The sequence below is a fragment of the Methylosinus sp. is20ea genome, assembly GCF_059718135.1.
This window is the reverse complement of the sequence record NZ_AP046088.1, coordinates 1,801,179-1,818,990: the sequence shown is the minus strand read 5'-3', so window position 1 is coordinate 1,818,990 and position 17,812 is coordinate 1,801,179. Positions and strand designations below refer to the sequence as shown.

The window sequence follows — 17,812 nt, the reverse complement described above, 5'->3', positions numbered from 1 at the left end:
ACGATGGCATCAAGCGAGGATTCACAGGCCTTCGACGATCCCAACCAACAGGGGCCTCACACTCGACCATTCCGGCTCACGGGCGTCGTCGCCGAAAAGTTTCGTCTCCGCCATCGCCGCCTCGACCCTCTTTTGCCTGTCCCGGCCTGGATGATCATAGGGGAGGTATCGCGACTTGAAATAGACCGGCGTCGTCTCTGGATCGCGTCGATCGACCGACACCTTCAACCGACCGAGATCGACCCTGACGCGCTCGGCGACGAAGGGCACGGGCCGCTCGATGTCGTCGCAGACGGTCATGGTGATACGCGGTACCTCAAGATCGACGTCAACGAAATCGCACGCGTCCAATCCGCCTTGGAGGACCTCAGCGCAGCCGACGAGCACCCTCAGCCGGGCCGGCAGGCGTGCAAGAGCGGACGCCAAGAAGCGAAAGTTTCGCTCGCGGCGTATCCCGCCTAAGCCGGCGGCTACCGCCGCTTCTACGTCCGAGCGCACTCCCGCCCGGTCGCCCGCCGCGAAGAGCAAACGGCGAGCCTCTTCCTGCGCGGCGGCGTTCGCTCCGAAGAAGGACTTGATGTCCACCTGGATTGATTGCGGCAGACTTCGGTATTTCGGCGAACCGGGGAACTGCATCAGGGCGAAGTGGACGAGCAGGTCTTCGCGGCGAATCCTGGCGGCGGCGACGAACTCCTCGTCCGCCTCCAAATCTTCGCGCAGGGCGTCCAATGCGTGCGGCCAAGAGACGCGGAGATCGGCCAAGTTGGCGTTCGCCTCGGGCGGCGCCTCATCCGGTTCCGGCAGGCGACCCAATGACACCGCCAGTTCCCGGAGGGATTCGAGCACCGGAGCCAGGCGCTCGCGCAGCCCGGCGCGGGCGACAAAAATCCGCTCGCGCCTCGGCGGACGCGGAATGGCGCGGGCGAGGAACGCGCGCGACCGATGCCGCAGCAGCACCTCCTGCTCCAAGTCCTTGTCCTTGAACACGGCGACGATGCCCTGAGCCACGCTGAGCGGTTGCTGGCCGATCGCCGACCCGACAAAGTCGCGAAGCTCCTGCTGGGTGAAGTACTTCTGGAACGTGCCACGGGAGGTGAGAAAGCCGTCCCGATGCGGCTTCTGCCCCGTCGTTACGGCCCGGCCCTGCACCATAACCGCGATGCATAGCGCCTTCTTCGCGAATCCCCACGCCGCCCTGAGCGTCTCGACCCGCTCTCTCTGGTCCTCGATCACATTGAGGACGAAGCCCAGATTCACGACATCCGCCGGACGGCGTTGCCCCTCGACGGCGTGGTGCGGATCCCAGCCGAACGCCTCATAACCCTTGGCAGTTAGCGCCGCGACGTCCTCGCCCTGGCCGCAGCCGTAATCGAAAACCGAGCGGTCCGTTGCGACCACCCCGAGCCGAAGCATGACCTGCATCGGCTGCGACAGATCGCCGCGCACGATCGCGGTCCGGTGGCGCGAGATGTCGATGTGCTCCTCGCCTGCGGCCAGAAGCCTATGGCCACGCAGGACGAGGCCCGCCTCGGCGATCCTGGCCTCCCAGGCCTTGCGGGTGCCGATCCTGTGCGCGTCGCGGAACAGCCCGTGCTCCTCGGCCGCGGCCGTCAGCGCGCGGAAACGGGGTAGATCTGGGTCGTCAGGCGGCAGCAGCAGTTCCTTGCGATGCAGGATCGGGGGATTGGCGCGCCCACTATAATCGGTTCGCGTTACGGCGCCTGAGCCGAGGTCGACCTTCACTGAAGCGATGAGCGCAGGGAACGCAATAGTGTCGAACGGCTCATAGAGCAGGAACGAGACCGCGTCATTGGCCACCTTGACTACGTTCCAGTCGGCGTCGCCTACAGATGCCTCGGCCTGCGCGAACCCATTCGCGTGTTTTCGCGACAGAAGCCCGACCGCGCTCCTGTGCACGTAGATGGACGCTCTGACGCGCTTGCCAACTCCGTCAGCCATCAGCTAACTCTCGCTTGCCCTCATGCGCCAGACCGAGGCGTGTCATCGCCCAGATTCCGCGCCAACGGTCGACGCCTTTGCTGGTCCTTGACAGAATCCAGTTTCCATGAGTCATTAAGGATAAGTTTATCCATTCTATCCCCTCTTCCATGGAACGGAGATCATTGTGCCTCGCTCGCATCAAGTCGAATGCGACGACCGCCAAGACATTTTCCTACGAGCACCTGACGCCGTCTACCAGTTCGAGGGATTTTCGAACCTGACTATACCCGATCCTAGGTCTACCACCGCGTCGGAGGCACGATAATGGCTCCGCCGATCGGGCCAGGCCTTTCATTCAAGCGCCACTTTTCGGCCATCCCCGACGAGAAGGTCAGATCGCTCTTCGACCCGCAGATTTTGGATCTACTAAAACTCGTCGATCCTCGCATGATGGAAGGCGGTCCCCTCAGGAATCTGGCCGGCCGTCTCCTCGATCCGATCGAGATATTGAAGGCGCCCGACAGCAGGGAAATACTGATCGAATTGCTGCCGGTTGCCAAGCGACAGGAAGTCGCCCGGAGAATGGACCTGCCCGAGAACTCCACTGCGCGAAGCCTTTCCGCGGGCATGCTGACTAAGCCACAAATGGAAGCTTTGCTGGAGTTCTTCGGAATAGAGCCGGAGATTCGGACGGCTCTCGTCGCGCCCCCCTCGGCGACGACAATTATTCCGCGATATGGCCTGTTCAATCACCAAACGCGCTTGGCGAACGAGGCTTGGAAGAAGCTGGAAGCCGCGCCGCACACGGTCGTCCTTCACATGCCGACAGGTGGCGGAAAGACGCGAACCGCGATGCACCTTATCGCGCAACACCTCCACGCCTATGCCCCTTCGGTTGTCGTATGGCTCGCTCAAAGCAGAGAGTTGCTCGAACAGGCGGCGACAGAATTCGAGAAATCATGGTCTCTGCTCGGGAACCGTCCCGCCGGTCTGGCCCGATTTTGGGGCGATTACGACGCGGATCCCCTGAACGTCAAAGACGGGCTCATCGTTGCCGGCCTCCAGAAGCTGCACTTTTTCAAGCAAGCCAGATTCAACGACTTTCTCCGACTTGCCGACCGAGCGCACCTCACCATTATCGACGAAGCGCATGTCGCGACAGCCCCGACGTATCACGATCTTATTTCCAGCCTGTGGTCCAAGAGGCGCGACAATCGTCTGCTCGGATTGACAGCTACGCCGGGGAGAACATGGGCCGACGTCGCTGTTGACCGGGAATTATCCGAGGTTTTCCACGGGCAAAAAGTATCGTTGGAAATCGAGGGATACGCGAACCCCGTGTCGTATCTCATCGACGAGGGGTATCTTGCGCGGCCGATGTTCAAGCTCTTGAACGCCGAGCCCGGACTCACGCTATCGGCGGAAGAACAGAGGGCGCTCGCCGATCGTTTCGAGGTGCCTGAGGCCGTGCTTGATCGTCTGGGCAACGCTCCGGTCAGAAATCTGAAGATCGTCGAGTGCGTCAACGAACTCATTTCGCGACACAAGCGAGTGATTGTATTCGCGCCGTCGGTGGGTTCCGCCAAAGCGATCAGCGCGGTTCTGAACGTCCAGAACCATGTTAGCCTGTGCGTCTCGGCGGAAACCGAATCTTCCGAACGACAACGAGCGATCAACCTGTATAAAAGCGACAGTACAGAGCCAGTGATTCTTTGCAATTATGGCGTCCTCACCGCCGGGTTTGACGCGCCGAGAACAAGCGCCGCAGTGATCGCTCGACCAACCCTCTCGCTCGTGCTTTACAGCCAGATGGTGGGACGGGCGCTTCGGGGACTGAGGGCCGGCGGAAACGCCGAAGCCGAGATCGTTACGGTCGTGGATACTGAGCTGCCCGGCTTCGGCATGATCGAAGAGGCATTTCGAAACTGGGAGGATGTTTGGGATGGGTCGTCCAATTGACAGGGGTGGTCGGATCTTCTCGGAGGATCTTCTGGCCAAGGCGATGCGCGACAGCGGCTACAAGAACACCGCGTACGCGCTTGCAGAGCTCATCGACAACTCCATACAAGCAGAAGCCTCTGAAATAGAGGTGATCGGCATCGAAGAAAGGCAGTTGGTCGAGCAGCGCATTCGGAAGCGCCTTTCCCAAGTCGCCGTGTTCGACAACGGCTGGGGGATGGACGGCGAAGTTCTTCGCGCGGCGCTGATGTTTGGCAACGGAACCCATCTCGACGATCGGTCCGGGATCGGGCGGTTCGGCATGGGTTTGCCCAACGCGTCGTTCTCACAGGCAAGACGTGTCGAAGTGTGGAGCTGGAAGGACGGGGTGACAAATGCCCTGTGGACCTATCTGGATTTGGAGGAGATCGTCGCCGGTACACAAGCAGTCGTCCCGGAACCGATACCGAAACGGATCCCGGTCGAATGGCGGAATCGCGTGAAACATGCACCAGGGGATAGCGGCACTCTCGTCCTATGGTCGTCCCTCGACGACTCTCGTCTGTCTTGGAAACAGGCAAAAGCGACTCTGGCGCATACCGAAGAAGTGGTTGGTCGAATCTATCGGCGCTACATCGCTAGCGGGAAAGCTCAGATCCGAATGCTCGTTTATGAGGACGACGCGTGCGTTTTCGACGAGTACGCGAAGGTCAATGATCCGATGTACCTGCTGGCGCCATCGTCGACACCCGCACCGTTCGACCGCGAACCAATGTTCGAGAAATGGGGCAGCGAGGACGAAGAGTTCACGGTCACATTGAACGAAAACGAAACTCATCCCATTTTTGTGCGCTTTTCCTTCGCGAGACAGGAAACTGTAACCAAGGAAGGTCAGGAGAGAGGAAACACACCCTACGGTCGACATGCGGGAAAGAACATCGGTGTATCCCTGATGCGCGCCGACCGCGAACTTGAGCTGGATAAGAATTGGGCGATCGGATACGATCCGCGCGAGCGCTGGTGGGGCTGCGAAGTCGAATTCTCACCCGAATTGGACGAGTTCTTCGGCGTCACGATCAACAAGCAGGCTGCAACACTGTGGTCTCAGTTCGCCCAACTGCAATGGGTTGCTCTTGCCGATGAAGGCGAGACGACCAGCAGCCAAGTAATCGACCGGCTCCGGTCCGAGCACGATCCTCGCGGCATACTTCTTGACGTCGCCGAATACATTGGGCGTCAACTAAGAAAACTTCGGGAGGCGGTTCAAAACCAGAACAAAGGTCGGCGAGAGAGAGAAAAGCGGCACGAGGCACCGACCGTAGAGGAAGTCGCGACCGAGAAGATAAACGAGCGGGCGAAGGACCACCCGACCCCTCACGATGAGCAAAGTTTCGGGACACCTGAAGCCAAGGAGTTGGAGTTCGATCTCGTAGGCAAGAAAATGTACTCGGAACAGGTCGCAAAAGACATTGTAAAGGCCGTTTGGGAAAGGAAATTGCGGCTCATTTTCCTGACGGCCGATCTGGACGGCCATGCGTTCTTCAAGGTGGAGGAGAAGCCGGGTGGAATCGCAGAGGTCATCATCAACCGAGATCATCCGTTTTATGAAAAGTTGTACGAGACGCTGAACCCCGACGAGATCATTCCTGAAACTACCCCTGAAGAGAGATTGGACATCGCTCTTTCAACGCTTCGCCTGATGTTCGCCGCTTGGGCGAGGTTCGAACAGGAAAGCAACGACAAGGAAAGACGGCGTCTCGACGACGTCCGACAAGACTGGGGTCGCATGGCCCGTTTCTTCCTGTCAGACGAGGATTGATCGCCGTGCGCTTTGGCGAAGAATTGATTACCCTCTGCAAAGGTGCCCAAACGGACGTTATTCTTGTGGCGCCGTTCATCAAAATCGGTGCGCTTAGGCGTCTAGTGGAAGCGATCCCACCGGGCGTGCCGCTCACCGTAGTCGTGCGATTTTTGCCCGTCGATCTGGCTGCCGGGGTGACTGATTTTGAGATAGTCGAGTATGTTTTGGCGCGAGACGGCGCCAAACTGCTGGCACAGCCCGTGTTGCACGCGAAACTGTATCGCGTCGATCAGAGAGCGATGATCGGGTCGGCGAACATTTCCGGTCGTGCACTGGGGTGGAGTTCCAAGCCCAATCTTGAGTTGCTCCTCGAAATGCCGGTCGCACACGAGCGCGTCCATGAGGTCGAATCCGCGATCATGGTAACGTCTTATCCATTGACGATGGAAATCGCGGAAAGCGTCCGGTCAGCGGCAGAATCAATCGCACCTGCGGAACAGGCAACGCAACTTCTTGACGCCGAAACGCAGTCCGCATCCGATCCTTGGATACCGGCATGTTTTCGCCCTGAAATCCTTTGGGACGTACAAGCGAGCGGAGATGTTGCTAGTGTGACGCGAAGCGTAGTCAATGACGCAAGACGCGACCTCGAAATTCTGGCTGTGCCCCGAGGGCTTCCTAGGGACCTGTTCCACAAAATGGTGAAGGGGATATTCATGTCCTCTCCATTCTACGAAAGGCTTGTTGAAGCGCTTCCGGACGATGGCTTCGCCGATTCGGGAGCAGCGGCATGGTTGGCGCAGGAGTATGGCGACTCGCTGCCAAAATCCCCGACCGACACTTGGGCTACAATCAAGAATTGGATGCGATGCTACAACCCAACTGGCACGCACATAATGCCCGAAGCCGAACGAACCAAGCTCGTCCATGTCATCGGGTGAATGAGCGGCAGTCGGCGCTACAATCCAATAATCTCAAGACTCGCATTCGTCATTTGTGGCAGGCGATGCAGACCTTCGCCTGCCCGTAAAGCTCGTCCATGTCCAACATCTCGTTGTCCGACCGAAGCGGGTTTACCTTCCGTCGGTTACGCAACCGCTCCACGCGTTTGTCGTGATCCGCGTGTATCTCGGCGATCCGCTCCGGCGCCGAGAGTTCAATCAAGGATTCGCCCTGCGACCAAGTGAACGGTGAGCCATGCTCCAAGGCGTTCTTCTCGTATGCCTTGGCGTCTTCGAAGGCATCAGGATGCTCCTCCATCAGCCGCACCCATTCGATCTTCTGCTGGTAGAAACAGAAGGTACAGCCGCTACGCGAGCGCCAGCGGTAATAGTCTGGCAGCCCAACCCCTGACGCCTCAAGGATTTCAATGACGCCAGCCTTATCGATGCCGAACTCGCGGAACGGCAGCCGGACTTTCAGGTTAGCGTTCGTCGAGGTGTAGCCTTCGCGGTAATCCTCGTCCGACCGGATGGCGACGTAGCTAGTGATCACGTCGCCCTTGGCCAAGGCCGGACGCACCCATTCTTCGAAGGGCCGAATCTTCAATTGCCGGGTGCACCAGCGCGTCTTCGGCGACGGCAGGAAGCTCTTGTACTGAGTCAGCCAGAAGTCGAAATCGCGATCCGGATTCAGGCGGAGGATCGGCTTGCCGAGAAACCCTTCGAGACGGCCGAGGAAGGTGTATACCTCCGGCAATTCCTTGCCGGTGTCGGTGAAGAAATACTCCGCGTCGATCTCCGGGTGGTTCTGCCGCATGTACACCGCCAGAGCGGCGCTGTCGCGACCGCCCGACAGGCCGAGAACGTGCCGCTCTGTCATACGATCTTCCTTTTCGTCGTCTTCGGCGTCGTCTCCGGTTCGCGGGCCACTACGGCGCCAAGTTCGGCGATGACTGCAAGCGCGACATCCCGTTCGACATTCTCGCGGCGAAACAGGGCCTCGACCTGTTCGACGAGCGCGGCGATCTTGCCGTCGTCCGACGAAGTGACGTCGAACTCCGCTTTCACCGGCGCGTCCTTGCGCCAGTCCGAGGTATAGATAGCCAGATTTACCCGATGGTCTTCCCGTCCCTTGACGTGAGCGAACCCCTCGGCCTTGACGAACTCCTGAGCCAGTGCGGCCAATTCGATCCGCGCATGGTCGACATCCCGGTCCACCCAGTCGCGCGACGGCTTGCCGGCGGCGAGCGAAGCGATTCCCTCAATCCCCTCGATCCGCTCGCGAGCGAATTCATAAGTCGCGAGGCGCGTCGCGAAGGCGTCCAGCCGGTAGTTGCCTGTCAGCCCCTTGATGACACCTGCGCGTTCCCGGAGGTCGTCCAAAGCTTCCTGCGACCGGCCCCTGACCCGAAGCTCCTGAAGCATCACGGTCTCAAGGCCATCCAGCAAAGCCGGATAGGCGGCAAGTAGGGATTCCAGGCCCTCGTTAACGAGCCCAGCGAGCCGCGTGCCGTCGTCGTCCTTCGCGTCACCCATGACGGACGGGAGATCATCGAGCAGGAACTTGTCCGGATCGTTCGCCGTCTTGGCGAGATTGCGAACCTGTGTCGCAGTCACCGCCAGGCTGGTCGTCCGAATTACCCACGTCGGAAGCTCGTTGACTAGCCTTACGAGACCCTTGGCGGTGTCGAGCGCCGTCGGACACGTGACTTCTGGGCCGAAGCCGCCATGCTTCGCGACGATCTCGGTGAGTCTGATGAGCGCCATTCTTTGAACATCCGACAGGTCGTTCCTGCGCAGCCGGACCGACCCGAAGTCCTGCGCCAGCCTATCAATCAGCATCGTCGACAACTTCACCTGGTAGATCCCGTCGAGATAGATCGACAGCTTGCTGAGGTGAGAGAGAATGAACGCCATGCCGAGGACGGGCAGAAGTCCGTCGCGAACTCCATAAGGAGCGGCGCGCCAAGCGTCGAACACGTCGGCCATCGACACCTGCGTCGAACCAGCATTCGCGAAGAGTTCCTCCGCCGATGCCCAAAGTCCATGCAGCCGACTCGGATTAGCTGGATCCGGCGAAACGAAGTGGAATACGCCGGGGCGGCCTGGATCAGGAACATGCAGCCCCGTACGCTCGATTAGAGCCGCATACAGACCGCCCTCAGCCGGGAACCCGACGATCCCGAGCCTAGGCTCCGAGGGACGCTCGACCATGGATCGCAAAAGCAGCTTCTGCGCGGCGTTCGCGTTGCTTGACGGCTTGATTCTGTTGAGAAGTTCGTTCTGGATGTGGGGAATCTTGTGAAAGAAGGCGTCGGCCAATTTGGTGGCCAGCAGATTTAGGGTGACCGATCCGTTCTCGCTAGCGGCGCGGATGGGCTTGTCGTCAGCGTCCTTGACGTTGGCGACCCACGAAGCGTCGGCGAACGCCTCGCGAAGCTTGTCCTCAAGGTCGGCAGCCGACCTCGCAATACGGGCATCGACTTCCCGGCGTGCGACGGCGTCGCCGTTCAGTTCGGACCGACCAGCCCGAACGGCTTCGAGCGCGAGCAACTCGGTTGCCGCCTCGCGGATTGAATAGTTGTCGTGCGATCGTCCCACGGCCGCCGGAAAGTCCTTCGCCGCTTCGGCGGCCATCCCGGCAATCCTACGCGCCGTCTTGTCGTTCTCCCCCTCGGTTCCGACCAACAGGAGGAAAAGGCCCGCCGACCCATTCGCCGGCCTGTAGCCGCGCATCATCTCCACCCCGCTCGAAAGCGGTGCGACGTCGACGTCAAACCAGATGAGGGCGCCGGTCTTGTGATAGAATCTCTTTGCGAGTATGGGCTGCAACATCGCGACCGACTTGAGCCGCGCGAAATCGAGGCCCGTCATTTTCTGGCGGGCTTCGAGTACAGCCGATTCAATATCGAAATCGCTGCCAGCATAGATGGCGAAGGCGCCCAGATGCCTCTTATGGATCACCACTGACCATTCAACTAAGTGCGCAAGCACCTCCTTCATCCGAGCGGGCTTGATCGACGGCAGGCAGACCTTCAGCACATCCTGCGATGCGGACAGGCCAGAGCGCTCCTTGAACAGGTCCATCAGGGCAACTACTTTGACGACGTCGATGTGTTCGGCGTCGCCACCTCGCGCCTCGCACCGTTCCAGCGCGTCCACGGCGAGCGCCCATCGGTGCCCGTCCGGCGATGCGAGGATCGAAGGTTCGAGGTTGGCCCGCAGATAGTCCCAAAGCCTGGGAAGTCCGTAGACGGCGTCGTCACCGATTTTGGCTTCGGCCAGAAACGACTGGAACCCCATCGGTTCAGCCGAGTTGAGGAAGCCGAAGATGCTGCGCTGGCTCTGGCCGAAACGACGGCGGGACAGCGGGCCTAGCAAGCATGCTACGGCAGGATCGAGCGGCCAGCAGTCGCTCAGTTTCAGGGCAAAGGCCTCCGCGTCGGCCCGGTTCATCGCCGTAGCCAACTCTTTGGCTGCGCGCGAGTCAGGCTTGTCACACTTCGCCTCGATCGCTCGCGAGATCAGTTCGATCTGCTCCTCCGCGGCGATGTTCAGCGGGATGTCCGCGAATCGTCCCTGAACCTTCAGCCATTCGTTCCGCGCTTCGCGAGAGAGCCGATGGGCATAGTCATCAAAGGCCTGATGGAGGATGCCTACGACGAGGAGCTTGCCATTCGAACGCGAAGCCTCCTCCGCAAGTTGCTGGAAGAAGTAGACATCGCCGCCGCCATTGGCGACGTTCTCCAAGAACTTGCCCATCTCGTCGATGATGATGAGAAGACCGTCCGGGGAACCATCAGCGATGGCGCCAAGTATTGAAAGCGCAGACCCGTCGCCACGCCGGCGCTTTGCTTTCGCAGGGAGCGCCTCTACGGCTTCGAGGATCACCGCCTCCGGATCGGCGCGACGCCCGATCACAGGGAGGACCAACCGACCGGAACCAAGATGCTTCTGGATGTAATCCGCGTTCTTCGCCCCGACCACCGTGCGGGCGATGCTCCGTCGACGGTCGTCGCTGCCGATCAGCGAGGCAATCACCAGCGCAAGCGACGACTTACCACCGCCGTAGGGGCCGGTCCACGTGAATGCGCCTTGGCCGGTCCCGGAGACCTGCGCGGCCATCTGCCTCAGGATGTGCGTCGCCGACGGAGGACAGACATAGCCTTCCAAGGCACCGATGTCAGACATATCGGCATCGACGCGGATCGCCTTCTGGAAGCGACGGGCAACACGAACCTTGCTGGATAGCGACGTCATTAGGCGGCTCTCTTGTGCAACGCTGCCTTGAACAGATTGCGGACGTGTTGAATCAGATCGATCGACGTCAAATCGTGCGCGTAAATCTGCCGCAGGCCGGTGCTTTCGTCCCATCGGATTGCGCCTTTGGTCAGGTCCGCCATGTTGGCGAGACGTTCGGCGACAGACTCCTCGTCAAGGAGGAAAACCCTGCCGGGCGAGCCGGGATCGTGGGTCAGCGACTCGACGGAGAACTCGCGCCGTGTCGGGTAGAGTTCGCGCCAGAACCCGACGAGCCCGCACAGGAACACCTCGTCCGGCAACGTCGGCTTGGGGCCACGTCGGAACTGGAACCCGCCGCCAATCCCCATCGGCTTGATGAGCGACAATTCGGAGATCGGAGACTCAAGGTTCTCTTCGTGTAGCCCCTTGCCGGTGAGCGACCTGACAAGATAAGTCCTGACGAAGCACTCCACGTCGCGGCGGACCGTCGTCTCGGAAAGCCGAGACTCCTTTAAACGTCCGGATTCGCGGAGCGACACGATGCGCTGCATGAGTCTAGAAACAAGCAGATCGCGGTCAAAGCTCGGCTCGTTCAATTCGTTGAACGCCCAATACCATGTCGTGGCGCGCCCCGGCATCGCCGCGAGATGCCAATGGAGAAGCCAAAGCGACCCGGGATGTTCGAGATAGGGGTCGCCCTGCTCCCCGAAAATGAGTCGTCCCAGCGGGGTGACATCCAAGCGCTGACCACCTGCCGGCAATGGTTCGTAACGAAGAACTCCAGTCGCCAAACCCCAATGGCGAATAGATTGAACCATGTTCTTGCCAACGCCAAACTCTGCGATTGATTTGTCGTCGTAAAAAACAGAATTAGCATCATAGTTCTGAATATAATTTGCTTCGATGACAGCATCAGCTCCCTTCTTTAGCCAACCATAACGCAAAGTAAACGTTTCATGGCCTGCAAATTGAAGTCTTAATTCTTTGATCTCGATGAGGCTTTTCAAATTCCGAATTCCCACTGGCCGGTTTCTCCAGCTCAGGGTAAAGTGCGAATAGGAAAAAATCAACGGGACTGGCGGATATCGCCAGTCTCCAAATTCTCATTTTCTGAATTGGCGGAACCACCGATGACGACCAATTCCATCTATCTCGATCATCAGGCATCAACCCCTACGGACCCGGAAGTCATAGAGGCGATGGCGCGCTATTGGACCGAAGAGTTCGGAAATCCGCATTCTTCGAAACACGCCTATGGTTGGCGGGCCGACGACGCGGTGACGGTGGCACGTCAAAGCCTTGCTGACCTGATCGGCGCGACCGCCGAGGAGATCGTCTTCACGTCGGGGGCAACGGAGGCGAACAATCTCGCGATTCTCGGACTGCTTCAACATGCCGCAGGTGCGAGACGGAACATCGTGGTGAGCGCCATCGAGCACAAATGTGTCCTTGAATCGGCCCGGCAGTTGGAGAGGAACGGATACGAGGTCCGCAAGGCACCCGTACTCCCGTCGGGACACGTCGACCTCGAGGCCATCGCCACGCTCATCGACGGCGAAACCGCACTCGTCTCCGTGATGTTGGTCAACAACGAAATCGGAACCGTTCAGCCCGTGGCGAAAGTCGGCGATCTGTGCAGAGCTGTCGGAGCGGCGCTCCACTGCGACGCCGCGCAGGCTCCGACGGGCGTCCCAATAAACGTCGAGGCGCTTGGCGTCGACATGCTGAGCCTGTCCTCCCACAAAATGTATGGGCCGAAGGGTATCGGAGCCCTGTTCGTCTCCCATTCGATCAGACGCCGACTTCGTCCGATCATCCATGGTGGCGGCCAAGAAGGCGGACTCCGGTCAGGGACCTTACCAACCCCTCTCTGCGTCGGCTTCGGCGAAGCTGCGCGCATCATGCAAAAACGCTTCGATAAGGATGGAGTGCGACTAGCCGAGTGCAGGCTCGCATTCATCGAAGCCATGCGTACAAAGATCGCTGATATCGCGATCAATGGCGAGGAACCGCGTCACCCCGGACACCTCAATATTCGCATCTCGGGTATCGACGCCGATCATCTCACCACCAACATGCAACCGATGCTCGCTATCTCTACCGGAGCGGCATGCTCGTCAGGAATTCCAGAGCCGTCACATGTGCTGAGCGCGCTTGGGTTGAGCGCCAAAGAGTCGTCGGAATGCGTGCGGATCGGATTTGGTCGTTTCAACGATGTGGGCCATGCACGAATTGCTGCGGACATTCTTATAAAAGAGATCATCGGCAACGAATTCACCGGAGAAGACATTTATATATGACGATGGGGGAATATAACGCGATCGTAGATGTTGAACGCGAACTTCTCGGTTCTCGGTCGTCGACCTTGTCGAAGCGGGCGATACGCGGGCGAACCCGCGTCGAAAACACGCCGGTCGAACCAGAGACCTGGACAGCTCTCGCTCAACTATGCGAGGAGATACTCGAACCAGTCAGGGCAGGCTTCGAGGATCCCGTCATCATCTCTACCGGGTCGCGTCCACGGCGTTGATGCGTAAGATACCTCGTTGGATCGACCTCATCATCGACCAAGCTACCGCCCATGAGCGAAGGGCTGACGGCGATCTGCTCGCGGTTGGGACGAGCCAACACCCAGCTCGACAACAGGATGACCATACCGGCGGGCCCTTACCCGAAATAGCGTCAAGCCGAGAGCCTAGCAAGATTTGCCGAGCGGTGCCGTCGTGGATTGTGTTGAAATTGGCTGACGCAGCTCCGAGGCAAACGAGGATATCCGATCAAGCGGCAAGATCAATGGGCTGATCGGAGGGCCGCTCGGTGAGGCTCTGCCAACCGGCGACCTTTCGCATGGTGATCTGACCTGACGCCAGCAGCGCCCAGAACAACATGGCGGCGGTGTCCGCGCTCGGCAGCACGGTCTGCGTCTTGATCCGTCGCTTGAACTCCTCGTGCAATCGCTCGATCGCATTCGAGGTGCGGATCGACTTCCATTGGCTCGGCGGAAAGCGCGTGAAGGTGAGGAGCTTGTCGCCCGCCTCCTCCAGGCTGTCGGCGACGGGCTTGTGCTTCAACCGCCATTTACGAATGAACGCCTTACGCCTCGCTTCGACGTCCTGCTTGCTGTCGGCGTAGATCATATCTTTGTAGTCGTTCGATATTTCCTCATGTAGCCGCTCCGGCGCGTGAGCGAGAAGATTTCGATGCTTGTGCACCGTGCAGCGCCGAACCGCTATATCGGACCACAAGGCCGCCAGCGCCTTCTCGAGGCCGGGCGCGCCGTCGACGATGACCAGCTCCGGCGTCTGCATGCCGCGTTTCACGAGATCGTCGAGCAGCGCCCGCCAAGCGGCCTCGCTCTCCCCGCCCATGTTCTTGATCGCGAGCAACACCTTCTGCCCGTCCTGCCGCACGCCGAGCGCGACCAGAAGCGAGATCGACGTCGCCTTCTTGTCGAGGCGGACGCGCACGACCGTGCCGTCGAGAATGAGCCGGACGATCGGCTCTTCGCCGAGCAAACGCTGGTTCCAGGCCTCCCAATCGCCCTTCACTTTGCGCCAGGCGCGGCTGACCACATCCTTTCCGACCGCCCCGGCGAAAACAGCATTCAACGCGCGGCGCACGCGGCGCGTGTTGGTCCCGGCGAGATAGGCGCCGGCTATCAAGGCGTCGGCGGCTTTGGTGCGGCGGTGATAGGCCCGTAGCGATGCGCTCTTCCACTCGCTGGTCTTGCCGTTCTCGTCCTGGATGCGGGCTCGCGGCACGGCGATCTCCGTCTTTCCGAACGTGCCCGTCAGCGCGCGGTTGCGATGGCCATGCCGGCAGCCGACGATCGGCGTGGAGGCCTCTTCGTCCGGGCTCGCTTTGCGGCGTGCGTAGCGTGGCCGCGACAGCGCGCTCTCCAATTCCTCTTCCAGCATCGTCTCGATGAAGCCGCGCACGCGCTCCCGAACGCCGTCCTCGATCGGGTCGAACCAATTGTCGAAAAGCATGATGTCGGCGGCGACAGCCGCCGTCTTCGTGGTATCCTTCGTCATGGCGTGGTCTCCTTTCCAGCGCTCCAACGCTGGAATCAGTCGGGTTCGGCACCCCGGAGACTACGCCACCCCAATTCCAACCACTCCCGCGACGGCACCTGCCGAGCTGATGAAGCTTTCATCCCTGAAAGGGGAGGGACGTGGGAACAGTGTGACCCTGCCGAAAGCGCCATCTACGGCACGCAGCCGGCGGTTTCGAGCTTCACGTGCGCAGCGACGATTAAGTTGGCCGGTTCTGCGACAATTATCTTGGCCGGTTAGGGCGTCCGCGAGCGCCGCTTGAAAGGAGGGGCGAAGCCCCGACTGCGTGTGCCTGGCATGGGCACTGGATTGGAGGTGAAAGTCCTTTGCGGGGCGAGATGGTAGCAACCGCGAGTCGGAGGCAACTGCATGCAGCATTCTTGTCGCGAGGCGGGGTGCTGGCGCCGTGAGGCCGTGTGGGGAAGAAGCCCGAGGCGAACCGCAGCACCGAACGGAAGTGAACCCCTGTGCAAGCCGAACCGGCCGGGTCAGCGTGTTTGGAAACGCGACGCCCGAAATCCATTCGAGGCCGAGGCGGTATTGGGGGCGGGCGCGGCGGGACATCCAGTGACCTTACCCAGGGTGTCGATTTCCGTCGAGATTTGACCCAGGATTTCCGTTGAGAACTGATGGAGTGGATGCCCCCTCCGACGGCATTGTGATGTGCCAATGTGATGTTTGTTCAAACGTCACAGTAAGGAGATTGCATCCATGACTGAGATTAGCATCATCGGACTTGATCTGGCAAAGCGGGTTTTCCAGCTCCACGGAGCGCGGGCCGACGGCAGTATCGGCTTTCGGAGGAAGGTGACGCGAGGCCAGCTTCTGGCATTTCTGGGCACTGTGCCGCGTTGTATCGTGGCGATGGAAGCCTGTGCGACGGCGCACTATTGGGCGCGCGAGATCGATGCGCTGGGGCACTCGGTTCGACTGATTCCTCCGATCTACGTCAAGCCGTTCGTCAAGCGCCAGAAGAACGACGCTGCCGACGCGGAGGCGATCGCGGAGGCGGCGGTGCGACCGACCATGCGGTTCGTCGCCGCCAAGACCATCCGGCAGCAGGCCGGAGCGATGGTCTTTCGAACGCGCGACCTGTTCGTGCGTCAGCGTACGCAGCTGATCAACGCCCTACGGGCTCATCTGGCCGAGCATGGCGTTATCGCGGCGCAGGGCGTCGCCAACGTCACGGCGCTTGCCGACGTCGTCGAAGACGAGGCGAACGGTCTCGATGTTGTGGTGGTCGAGACGGCGCGGCTTTACCTCGAACAGATAGATCTCCTGTCGGCCAGGATCGGGACCCTGGAAAAGACGTTGAAAAGCGAAGCCGCTCATGCAGCCACGACATCGCGGCTGATGACCATGCCTGGGATCGGGCCGGTGTCTGCGATGGCGATCGAAACCTTCGCTCCGGCGATGACGGCCTTTAAGAGAGGAAGGGACTTTGCCGCCTGGGTGGGCCTCGTGCCGAGGCAGCACTCCAGCGGCGGCAAGCCGGTTCTCGGCGGCATCTCCAAAATGGGCCAGCGCGACATAAGGCGGCTTCTGATCACCGGCGCCATGGCCGTGGTGCGTTGGGCCTGCCGCAAGGGGGGCGCCGAGGGAAGCTGGCTGGCCCGCATGCTGGCGCGCAAGCCACGCAAACTGGTGGCGATCGCGTTGGCCAACAAGATGGCGCGGGCGGTCTGGGCCATGCTGACCAGGAATGAGGATTACAGACAAGCAGACCCCGTTCCGGCCTGATCGGCAACGATCCGGTCCGGGCGCGTCGGCGTGCGAGGAGGTCAGTGAACGGTAAGGGCAAAGCGATCGGTCAGGGCGGGCCTGGAAAAGCATGCGAGTCATCGAGCTTCAAAGCTCGCAGAACTGATCTGCACTAGGTCCGCGCATCTCCATACCGGCCAGCGGTCCGCATCCGGCCGCAAGCAAAGGCCTGATACATGACCGCACCCGATCGCACGCCGGCGCCGATCAAAGACCACTTGCGCGAACGGGGGCATCCATACATGACCCGGGTTGAAGATGGCTTGCGGGTCAGTCGGTCGTCAAGTTTTGGTCTTCTCCTTTGCTGGTTTGTCCGCCTTCGCCGAGCTGTCCTTGAATCGGAAGCTGTCGTTCCCGGTTTCGAGGATATGGCAGCGGTGAGTGAGACGATCGAGCAGAGCCGTCGTCATCTTGGCGTCCCCGAAGACGGCGGCCCATTCGCCGAAGCTGAGATTCGTCGTGATGATGACGCTGGTTCGCTCGTAGAGCTTGCTCGGCAGATGGAACAGCAGCGCCCCGCCGGAGCCGCTGAACGGCAGGTAGCCGAGCTCATCGAGTTATGTTTAGCACCACATAACTCGATGAGCTCGGCTACCTGCCCTTCGCGCAGTCCGGCGGACAATTGCTCTTCCATCTGATCAGCCGGCTCTACGAACGAACCTCGATCATCGTCACCACCAATCTCGCTTTTGGCGAATGGCCCAGCGTGTTCGGCGATGCGAAAATGACCAGCGCTCTGCTCGATCGCCTCACTCACCATTGCGACATCGTCGAGACCGGCAACGAAAGCTGGCGTTTCAAGAACCGCGCCGGCCGCTCCCGAGCCCGCAGAGCTGAAAGCGAGGAACCGCCGCCATCGGCCTGAGCTTGCCATAGAAACACATCACCTCACTCCCGGTAATCGCCGCCCATCGAACCGCCAACGGCAATTACCCTCACCAAAGCCATAAACAGCCAGCGTCAATTAACGTAATTGTCGCTACAATACCCTCTTGCAAAACGACAACTATACAGATAGCGATCCTGATCTCTACTTGACGCAGGGCAGAGATGGTTAGTCTAATTGTCGGTAAGCGGTCTCCATAATTGTCGCTCTGCATTCACGGCCCGCGTCGCGCTGCGCTAAGTTCATT

The 17,812-nt window shown here is 60.2% G+C and carries 10 protein-coding genes and 2 pseudogenes; 6 read left to right on the top strand and 6 right to left on the bottom strand.

Features of this window, described 5'->3' with window-relative positions; genetic code table 11:
* Window positions 1-21 precede the first annotated feature (21 nt).
* Entirely contained in the window at window positions 22-1,959 is a 1,938-nt protein-coding gene (locus AC6IY7_RS08290; protein WP_497782578.1) for a DNA phosphorothioation-associated putative methyltransferase, read from the bottom strand.
* Between the two features lie 306 nt (window positions 1,960-2,265).
* Between AC6IY7_RS08290 and AC6IY7_RS08285 the strand changes: the two genes are divergently transcribed.
* The 3 genes from AC6IY7_RS08285 to AC6IY7_RS08275 are packed head-to-tail and all read left to right on the top strand — an operon-like array spanning window position 2,266 to window position 6,621.
* The gene (locus tag AC6IY7_RS08285) at window positions 2,266-3,900 is read left to right on the top strand and encodes a DEAD/DEAH box helicase (RefSeq protein ID WP_497782577.1); all 1,635 of its coding nucleotides are present in this window, start codon (window positions 2,266-2,268) and stop codon (window positions 3,898-3,900) included.
* Entirely contained in the window at window positions 3,884-5,698 is a 1,815-nt protein-coding gene (locus AC6IY7_RS08280; protein WP_497782576.1) for an ATP-binding protein, read from the top strand. The genes AC6IY7_RS08285 and AC6IY7_RS08280 overlap by 17 nt, the downstream gene beginning before the upstream one ends.
* Window positions 5,695-6,621, top strand: a complete 927-nt coding sequence (locus tag AC6IY7_RS08275; RefSeq protein ID WP_497782575.1) for a phospholipase D family protein — start codon at window positions 5,695-5,697, stop codon at window positions 6,619-6,621. The genes AC6IY7_RS08280 and AC6IY7_RS08275 overlap by 4 nt, the downstream gene beginning before the upstream one ends.
* Before the next feature lie 49 nt (window positions 6,622-6,670).
* Here the strand turns inward: AC6IY7_RS08275 and AC6IY7_RS08270 are convergent, their stop codons facing one another.
* The 3 genes from AC6IY7_RS08270 to AC6IY7_RS08260 are packed head-to-tail and all read right to left on the bottom strand — an operon-like array spanning window position 6,671 to window position 11,870.
* Window positions 6,671-7,501, bottom strand: coding sequence for a phosphoadenosine phosphosulfate reductase domain-containing protein (locus tag AC6IY7_RS08270; protein WP_497782574.1), 831 nt, complete (start codon window positions 7,499-7,501; stop codon window positions 6,671-6,673).
* Entirely contained in the window at window positions 7,498-10,881 is a 3,384-nt protein-coding gene (locus tag AC6IY7_RS08265; protein WP_497782573.1) for an ATP-binding protein, read from the bottom strand. Before AC6IY7_RS08265 ends, AC6IY7_RS08270 begins: the two co-directional genes overlap by 4 nt.
* Window positions 10,881-11,870, bottom strand: a complete 990-nt coding sequence (locus AC6IY7_RS08260) for a DUF4007 family protein (RefSeq protein WP_497782572.1) — start codon at window positions 11,868-11,870, stop codon at window positions 10,881-10,883. Before AC6IY7_RS08260 ends, AC6IY7_RS08265 begins: the two co-directional genes overlap by 1 nt.
* Window positions 11,871-11,993: 123 nt before the next feature.
* Here AC6IY7_RS08260 and AC6IY7_RS08255 point away from each other — a divergent pair, with 123 nt between their 5' ends.
* Window positions 11,994-13,163 (top strand): cysteine desulfurase family protein, encoded by a 1,170-nt coding sequence (locus tag AC6IY7_RS08255; protein ID WP_497782571.1) that lies wholly within the window; start codon window positions 11,994-11,996, stop codon window positions 13,161-13,163.
* A 477-nt stretch (window positions 13,164-13,640) separates the two neighbouring features.
* On the opposite strand, the gene AC6IY7_RS08250 is transcribed toward AC6IY7_RS08255, so the two are convergent.
* Complete coding sequence (locus AC6IY7_RS08250; protein ID WP_497782809.1) at window positions 13,641-14,852, bottom strand: IS256 family transposase; 1,212 nt, start codon at window positions 14,850-14,852, stop codon at window positions 13,641-13,643.
* A 777-nt stretch (window positions 14,853-15,629) separates the two neighbouring features.
* Between AC6IY7_RS08250 and AC6IY7_RS08245 the strand changes: the two genes are divergently transcribed.
* Window positions 15,630-16,658 (top strand): IS110 family RNA-guided transposase, encoded by a 1,029-nt coding sequence (locus AC6IY7_RS08245; protein WP_497782570.1) that lies wholly within the window; start codon window positions 15,630-15,632, stop codon window positions 16,656-16,658.
* Window positions 16,659-16,960: 302 nt separating this feature from the next.
* Here AC6IY7_RS08245 and AC6IY7_RS08240 read toward each other — a convergent pair.
* Window positions 16,961-17,236, bottom strand: a pseudogene (locus tag AC6IY7_RS08240) (ATP-binding protein); the annotation flags it as partial.
* Between the two features lie 20 nt (window positions 17,237-17,256).
* Here AC6IY7_RS08240 and AC6IY7_RS08235 point away from each other — a divergent pair.
* Window positions 17,257-17,544 (top strand): annotated as a pseudogene (locus AC6IY7_RS08235) (ATP-binding protein); the annotation flags it as partial.
* Window positions 17,545-17,812 lie beyond the last annotated feature (268 nt).